A 7,648-nucleotide genomic window follows, 5' to 3' on the forward strand; every position below is an offset into this window, starting at 1 on the left:
ACGGTGACATCTTGGCCGTCGTGCAGCAGATGCGTGGCGTCACCACACCCGACGACGGCAGGCAATCCCAACTCGCGACTGACAATCGCGGCATGCGATGTCCTGCCACCGTGATCGGTGACAATCGCGGCGGCCCGCTTCATGATCGGCACCCAGTCGGGGTCAGTGGTCGATGTAACAAGCACCGACCCATCCACAAACCGCGCGATATCTGCCGCGCTTTCGATCATGCAAACGCGGCCTGTTACGGCGGCATTGCCGACGCTTAGACCCGTCACAAGGGTCGCGCCAGGATCAGTCACGGTATAGGATTTCATTGACCCGAGTTCGGCACGCGATTGGACCGTTTCAGGGCGTGCTTGAACGATATAGAGCGTGCCCGTTTTGCCGTCGCGCGCCCACTCCATGTCCATCGGGCAGCCATAATGTTCTTCGATCACAATAGCCTGCCTTGCGAGGGTCAGGATTTCCGCATCACTCAAGACAAACTGTCCCCGTTCGGATTTGGACGTTGGCACATTGCGCGGTGTCCCGTCGCGGTCATGGATCATTTTGATTTCTTTTGCGCCAAGGCTTTTTTCCAAGATCGGCACCTTGGAATGGTCATCAAGGAACGGTTTGAACACCTCGTATTCATCAGGGTCCACAGCCCCCTGCACGACGTTTTCGCCCAAACCCCATGCGGCATTGATCAGCACTGCATCAGGAAAACCTGATTCCGTATCGATTGAAAACATCACGCCGGACCCGCCTGAATCGGCGCGCACCATTTGCTGGACACCGACTGAAAGAGCAACTTGTTGATGCGAGAAACCCTGGATCTGACGGTACGAAATCGCCCGATCCGTGAACAACGACGCATAGCATTTGCGGCAAGCTTCTAGCAAAGCAACCTCGCCGATCACGTTCAAAAAGGTTTCTTGCTGACCGGCAAAACTGGCATCCGGTAAATCCTCTGCTGTGGCGCTGGACCGGACAGCAACAGGAATATTTGCTTCTCCGGCTTCGTCCGAGAGGATCCGGTATTGGGCAAGGATTGCCGTTGCAGTGTCAGCAGGAAAGTCCCCACTCAAGATCAAATCGCGGATCACTTGGCCGGTCTTTTGCAAGCTGGCCTTTCCCGAAGCGAGCGCATCCAGTGCCACGCCAATTCGTGCATCCAGATCATTGGCTGTTAAGAAGGCGCGAAATGCATCCGCTGTTGTCGCAAAACCGGGTGGTACAAGAATACCCTTTGGTCCTAGCGCATGGATCATTTCGCCCAGCGACGCGTTCTTGCCGCCAACGGTTTCAACATCGCCACGGCGCAAGTCGGCAAAGTTCAGAACAAGCGGTTCGGTCATTGTGCAATCCTCCAAAACGGTTTGCACGGACCTTGCCGCAGGAGCGAGCGGATAAACTGACATAGGTCAATTGGGTACGCGCACTGTGCGTCAGACTGCGATGCATCAATCCAATTCAAAGGAGACACCCCTTGGACCTGAACCAACGTAAAAAGCAAATCCAAGACCGCATCGCAGAGCTGACTGGCAACATGCAAAAGATTTCGCATGATCTGGATCAGCCGCTCCCTGCTGATCTTGAGGATCAGGCAATCGATCTTGAAGACGACGAAGTTCTTGAAGGGATCGGGCGGGCCAATCTGCAAGAAGTCCGCTTGCTGGATCAGGCCCTGAAACGGATCGCTGATGGCAGCTATGGGATTTGCCAGAAATGTGGTGATCCGATCTCGCAGGCGCGTCTGGATGCGGTGCCTTACGCCCAAATCTGCCGCCACTGCGCATCACCGGATTGATTTTCATCAATTTGCCAGCCTTCGCCACGGCTAGCGTTGGCGCATCGAACTATTGCCTTTGAGGAGAAAGCATCATGTTCACATCATCATTCAAAATGCTCACTGCGTCCTTTGTAACAGTGTTGATCACCACAAGTGCAGCATCCGCATTTACCGCATGTCAGGTCACTGACACGGGCGGAATTGACGACAACAGCTTTAACCAGACCGCCTGGAAAGGCGTACAGGACGCAATCGCCGATTTCGGGATTGATGGTAGGTTTTTAGAATCGCAGGCCGAAACCGACTACGAGGCGAACCTCAATTCATTGATTGACGGTGATTGCGATGTGATTATCACCGTTGGCTTCTTGCTAGGTGATGCAACAAAAACCGCCGCCGAAGCGAACCCTGATCAGAAATTCTCGATCGTGGATTTCGCGTATGATCCACCGCTGACCAACGTCTTGGGCCAAGTCTATGCCACAGACGAGGCCGCATTCCTGGCGGGCTATCTTGCAGCGGGCATGACGGAAACAGGTATTTTGGGCGTATTTGGCGGCATCAATATCCCGCCAGTGACGATCTTTATGGACGGGTTTTCTTACGGCGCAGACTACTACAATACGCAGAAAGGCACCTTAGTTTCGGTGATTGGCTGGGACACCCAGACCCGCGAAGGGCTGTTCACTAACAACTTTGAATCGCTTGATGACGGGCGGGCCTTTGCGCAGAACTTATTTGACGAGGGCGCAGATATCATTCTGCCAGTCGCAGGCCCAGTGGGGTTGGGTTCTGCAGCACTTGCGGATGAAGTGGGCGCTGATCAGCTTAAGATCATCGGAGTCGATGCCGATCTTTATGCGACCGACCCCGAAAAGGGCCACGTCTATCTGACATCAATCACCAAGCGCATGGACGCGACTGTTCGTCAGGTGATCGAAATGGCGATGAACGATCAGTTCGAAGGCGGCCTAATTGTCGGCGCGCTTGAAAATGGCGGCGTCGATCTAGCACCGTTTCATGACTTGGACAGTGCCGTACCTGCAAGCCTAAAGGCCGAACTTTTGGCCATTCGTGCAGGCATTGTCGACGGCACGATTGACGTCAGCCCGTGATTGCGACAACCGGAGCAAGCTGATGGAAATTGAACTACGCGGCATCACCAAGCGCTTTGGCTCAGTCACGGCCAACGAGGACGTCAATCTGACGATCCGGCCCGGCGAAGTGCTTGGCCTGCTTGGCGAGAACGGCGCAGGCAAGTCCACTTTGATGAATGTGCTTTGCGGGCTTTATAGCCAGACCGCAGGGGACATTGTCATTGATGGTGCGCCGATCCGTTTTGATGGCCCCGGTGCGGCGATCCGTGCCGGTATTGGCATGGTTCACCAGCATTTCATGCTGATACCAGTGTTCACAGTAGCGGAAAATGTGGTGCTTGGGGTTGAACCGACGGGCCGGCTTGATCACCTCGATCTTAAATCTGCCCGCGCGCAGGTGCGCGCGATCAATGACCAATACGGGCTTCGGGTTGATCCTGATGCATTGATCGAGAACCTGCCGGTGGGCGCGCAACAGCGGGTCGAGATCATCAAGGTCTTGTTCCGCGAGGCGGACGTGCTCATCCTTGATGAACCCACCGCAGTCTTGACCCCGCAAGAAGTGGACGAATTCTTTGAAATCGTGAAATCCTTGCGTGATGCGGGCAAAGCACTGGTGTTCATTACCCATAAATTGAATGAAATTCTGGAAATCGCAGATCGGATCAGTGTCATTCGCGCTGGCCGGATTGTCGGCGGTGGTGTCCCTCGCGATCTGACCCGCCCGCAACTGGCCGAAATGATGGTAGGGCGCCCTGTCAGTTTTGATGTTGAAAAGGCGCCATTCGGCCCTGGGCCAACGCGGCTGGAGACACGCGATCTGATGATCTTGCGCGACAGCGGCGACATCGCTGTTGATCATTTGGACCTATCTGTGCGCGGCGGTGAAATCGTCGGCATCGCAGGCGTACAAGGCAACGGGCAATCGGCACTGATCGAGGCCTTGGCCGGGTTGCGCCCCGTCGCTCAAGGGACCGTGACATTTGATGGTCAGGACATCACCCGCCTATCTGCGCGACAGCGCCACCGCATCGGCATCGCACATATCCCTGAAGACCGGCAGGCTGCGGGCCTTATCGCTAACTTCACTGTTGCCGAAAATATGGTGCTGGACAGCTACTACGGCAATCAGTTCTCAAACGGGCCACAGATTGACTGGGCGAAAGTGAATGAAGCTGCGGCAGGTTTGGTGCAGGATTTTGATATCCGCACGCCGTCAGTTTTTGCCAAAGCGGGCCACCTTTCAGGGGGTAATCAGCAAAAGCTAGTCGTCGCCCGTGAATTGGCGCGTGACACAAAACTGGTGATAGCAGGACAACCGACGCGCGGCCTTGATGTCGGATCAATTGAGTACATCCACAAGCGTCTGGTTGCCGCACGGGACGAAGGCGATGGCGTTTTGCTAATTTCGTCCGAACTCGACGAAATTCTGGCTTTGTCCGACCGGATTCTCGTGATGTTCAAAGGTCGGATCGTGGCCGAATACACGGCGGATGTTGCCGATAAAGCCGCAATTGGCCTTGCAATGGCGGGGGCGGCGGCATGACCGACCGGACAATGCAAAACCTGCTGCAAGGCAAAGCAATCGGACGCACCGAGATCGAAGATATGGTCGTCGTCCCTCTGTTTGCTGTCATTATGGCGCTGCTGTTGGGTGCGTTGACGATGCTGGCGACCAATATTGATCTGTCTACAATCGGGCGATCTTATATCGCGCTTCTTGATGGATCTGTTGGGTCGCTAAACGCGATCTCCGAAACGCTGACTGCGGCGGCTCCTTTGATCTTGGCGGGGCTTGGTTTGGCGCTGGGGTTTCGGGCCGGACTGTTCAATATCGGCGCCGAGGGGCAGATTGTCGTCGGCGGACTGGCAGCCGTCGTGACCGGGTTCAGTTTTGCTGCCCTTCCATCGTTTGTCTTGCTGCCAATGTCGCTGTTTGCCGGTGCGGTTGCGGGCGCGCTTTATGCGTCAATCGCGGGGTGGTTGCGGGCTGCGACTGGTGCGCACGAAGTTATCTCGACCATCATGTTGAACCTGATTTCTTTCCGGCTTTTGGACTATATGCTCAGCCTGCCTTTCGTCCAAAAAGAGGGCCGCGCCGATCCGATTTCCAAGTCCGTTCCCGATGCAGCAGAGCTTCCCCGCCTTCTGAGTGCGGTTGACCCGAACTTACGCGTTCATGCAGGCGTCTTTGTGGTCATGATCATGGTTGTCGTCGTGTATTGGCTGCTGTTTCGATCAAAACTGGGGTTCGAGTTTCGCGCAAGCGGTGAAAACCCCAAGGCAGCGCGGTTCGCAGGTATTCATTCTGGCGTGATCATCGTCGCCGCAATGGCGGTTGCGGGCGCTTTGGCAGGACTTGCAGGTGCAAATCAGGTGCTGGGCGTGTTGGGTCGTGCGACACCGGGGTTTTCAGCGGGCATCGGTTTTGACGCGATTGCTGTGGCTTTGTTGGGTAGGTCGCACCCCGTCGGCGTGGTCTTTGCGGGACTGCTTTTTGGCGCGCTAGAAGCCGGAGGTCGCCAGATGCAGGTCGATGCGGGCGTGTCGATCGATCTGATCGGCATTATCCAAGCCTTGATTATCGTTTTCATCGCTGCACCCTTGTTGGTGCGCGCGATCTTCCCTTGGGGCTTTCGCCATAAAAAGGGTGGCGCGTAATGATCAACCCGCAATCAGACGCCGGACACCGCCGCCAAACAACTGTGACTGGCATCGTTCTTATCGGCCTTGCGATCTTGATGGCCTTACTGATGGCACCGGATGCGGCAGGCAATGCCACGTTTCGGCTGTCACGACCGAACGACGCCTGGCCTGTGCCAAATCTGGTTGTCCCAAGCGGGCCATTTATTTACGTCATTGCCGCAATCCTTGCGTTTTTGGGCGTGAGGCAATTCATGCGTGGCGGGGCGAGATGGGCGTTGCTTTCGCTGGGCATTGGATTGGCGTTTGCGGTCGGGGCCTTTCTGGTCTGGGCGACAGCAGGCAAAGCATTTTCGCTAACAGGCATGTTGCAAGCTACGATGGTGCGCGCGGTGCCGATCGCGCTGGGCGCATTGGCAGGGGTGCTATCTGAACGGGTCGCTGTTGTGAACATTGCGATCGAAGGCATGTTGCTGGCAGGTGCCTTTACGGGTGCCTTGGTTGGATCACTTGCAGGCGGAATTGGCGGGCTGGCGGCAGCGATTGCTGTTGGCGGGCTGTTCGGCTTCATCCTTGCGGCCCTCGTTGTGACGTACCGCATGGATCAAATTATCGCGGGTGTTGTCATCAACCTGTTCGTGTTGGGACTGACGTCCTACGTCAGTAGCCAGGTTTTTTCAGAGTATCGCCATTTGAACAATGCGCCTGTTTTCCGGTCAGTCAAAATCCCCATCTTGGGCGATATTCCCGTCATAGGTCCGATGTTTTTCAATCAAAACGTCTTTGTCTATGGGGCGTTGGTGATGGTCGCGGTTTCGACTTATTACCTCTTTTACACGCGGCATGGGCTGCGCGCACGGGCCGTCGGCGAACATCCACGCGCAGCCGATACGCTGGGGATCAATGTGTATCGGACCCGCTATATCAATGTGACAGTTGCGGGCATGGTGGCTGGTTTTGGCGGCGCATGGTTCACGTTGGGGTCTGTCGGGCGCTTTGACGAAGGCATGACCGGCGGGCGTGGTTTTATCGGCTTGGCCGCGATGATTTTCGGGCGCTGGCATCCGGTCGGCGCATTGGCTGCCGCATTGGTCTTTGGATTCGCGGATTCGTTGCAGCAAAAACTGGCCTTGCTACAAACGCCCATCCCGTCCGAATTTCTGGCAATGGCCCCTTATATCGCCACAATTATTGTCGTTGCGGGGCTCGTAGGCCGGGCACGTGCACCGGCAGCTGACGGCAAACCTTACGTCAAGGAATGACACCACACGAAATTGATCCTGATCAATGTTGCGGGTGCTGGTGCTTTTAGAATGACGGCAACTCTGATCGATCAGAGACCTGTTATTCATATCAAAGGAAACCAGATGTCCTACCCTGTGAACATGAACGTCAAACCGCATGTGTCCGCATTTTTTGACGAGGCCACGAACACGATCAGCTATATCGTCCGCGAACCCGATGGGGACCACTGCGCGATTATCGACAGCGTGATGGACATTGATTACGCTGCAGGCCGGATCACCTTTGACAGCGCTGATGCTTTGATCGCGGATGTGGAACATCGCGCCCTAAAGCTGGATTGGATCATCGAAACCCACGTCCATGCAGATCACCTCAGTGCGGCACCCTATATTCAAGATAAACTGGGCGGAAAAATCGGAGTTGGCGAGAAAATAACGGTCGTTCAGGACGTGTTCGGCAAGGTGTTTAACGAAGGCACCGAATTCCAGCGTGATGGGTCGCAGTTTGATGCGCTGTTCAAGGACGGTGACACTTATCAGATTGGCGAAATGCAGTGCTTTGCGATTGCGACACCGGGTCATACACCCGCTTGCATGGTGCATGTGATCGGCGACGCTTGCTTTGTTGGTGACACATTATTTATGCCTGATGGCGGCTCTGCGCGCGCGGATTTCCCCGGTGGTGATGCTGGTGTGCTGTACGACAGTATCCAAAAAGTACTGTCTTTGCCTGACGACATGCGGTTGTTCATGTGCCACGACTACGGCCCAAATGGGCGCGATATCAAATGGGAAACCACGGTCGCCGAGGAAAAAGCCCACAACATTCATGTCGGTGGTGGCAAAAGTCGTGATGACTTTATCAAGTTCCGCACCGAACGGGACGC

7 protein-coding genes are annotated in these 7,648 nt (G+C 55.5%); 6 read left to right on the plus strand and 1 reads right to left on the minus strand.

Annotation, left to right across the window (positions count from 1 at the left end):
• A partial coding sequence (gene ppsA / locus QZ197_RS13415) for a phosphoenolpyruvate synthase (RefSeq protein WP_296432581.1) occupies positions 1-1,343 on the minus strand: 1,343 nt, incomplete at its 3' end.
• Between the two features lie 131 nt (positions 1,344-1,474).
• Between ppsA and QZ197_RS13420 the strand changes: the two genes are divergently transcribed.
• The 6 genes from QZ197_RS13420 to QZ197_RS13445 form a co-directional block, all read left to right on the plus strand.
• Positions 1,475-1,795, plus strand: coding sequence for a TraR/DksA family transcriptional regulator (locus QZ197_RS13420; protein ID WP_296432584.1), 321 nt, complete (start codon positions 1,475-1,477; stop codon positions 1,793-1,795).
• A gap of 74 nt (positions 1,796-1,869) precedes the next feature.
• Positions 1,870-2,892 carry a BMP family ABC transporter substrate-binding protein gene (locus QZ197_RS13425; protein ID WP_296432586.1) on the plus strand — a complete coding sequence of 341 codons (1,023 nt, stop codon included), beginning with the start codon at positions 1,870-1,872 and terminating at the stop codon, positions 2,890-2,892.
• A 22-nt stretch (positions 2,893-2,914) separates the two neighbouring features.
• Positions 2,915-4,420 (plus strand): ABC transporter ATP-binding protein, encoded by a 1,506-nt coding sequence (locus QZ197_RS13430; RefSeq protein WP_296432588.1) that lies wholly within the window; start codon positions 2,915-2,917, stop codon positions 4,418-4,420.
• Entirely contained in the window at positions 4,417-5,535 is a 1,119-nt protein-coding gene (locus QZ197_RS13435) for an ABC transporter permease (protein ID WP_296432590.1), read from the plus strand. The genes QZ197_RS13430 and QZ197_RS13435 overlap by 4 nt, the downstream gene beginning before the upstream one ends.
• Positions 5,535-6,779 (plus strand): ABC transporter permease, encoded by a 1,245-nt coding sequence (locus QZ197_RS13440; protein WP_296432592.1) that lies wholly within the window; start codon positions 5,535-5,537, stop codon positions 6,777-6,779. The genes QZ197_RS13435 and QZ197_RS13440 overlap by 1 nt, the downstream gene beginning before the upstream one ends.
• A gap of 105 nt (positions 6,780-6,884) precedes the next feature.
• Positions 6,885-7,648 (plus strand): MBL fold metallo-hydrolase (locus tag QZ197_RS13445; protein ID WP_296432594.1); only part of this gene is annotated, 764 nt, incomplete at its 3' end.

The organism is Yoonia sp. (assembly GCF_017854415.1).
GTDB lineage: Bacteria > Pseudomonadota > Alphaproteobacteria > Rhodobacterales > Rhodobacteraceae > Yoonia.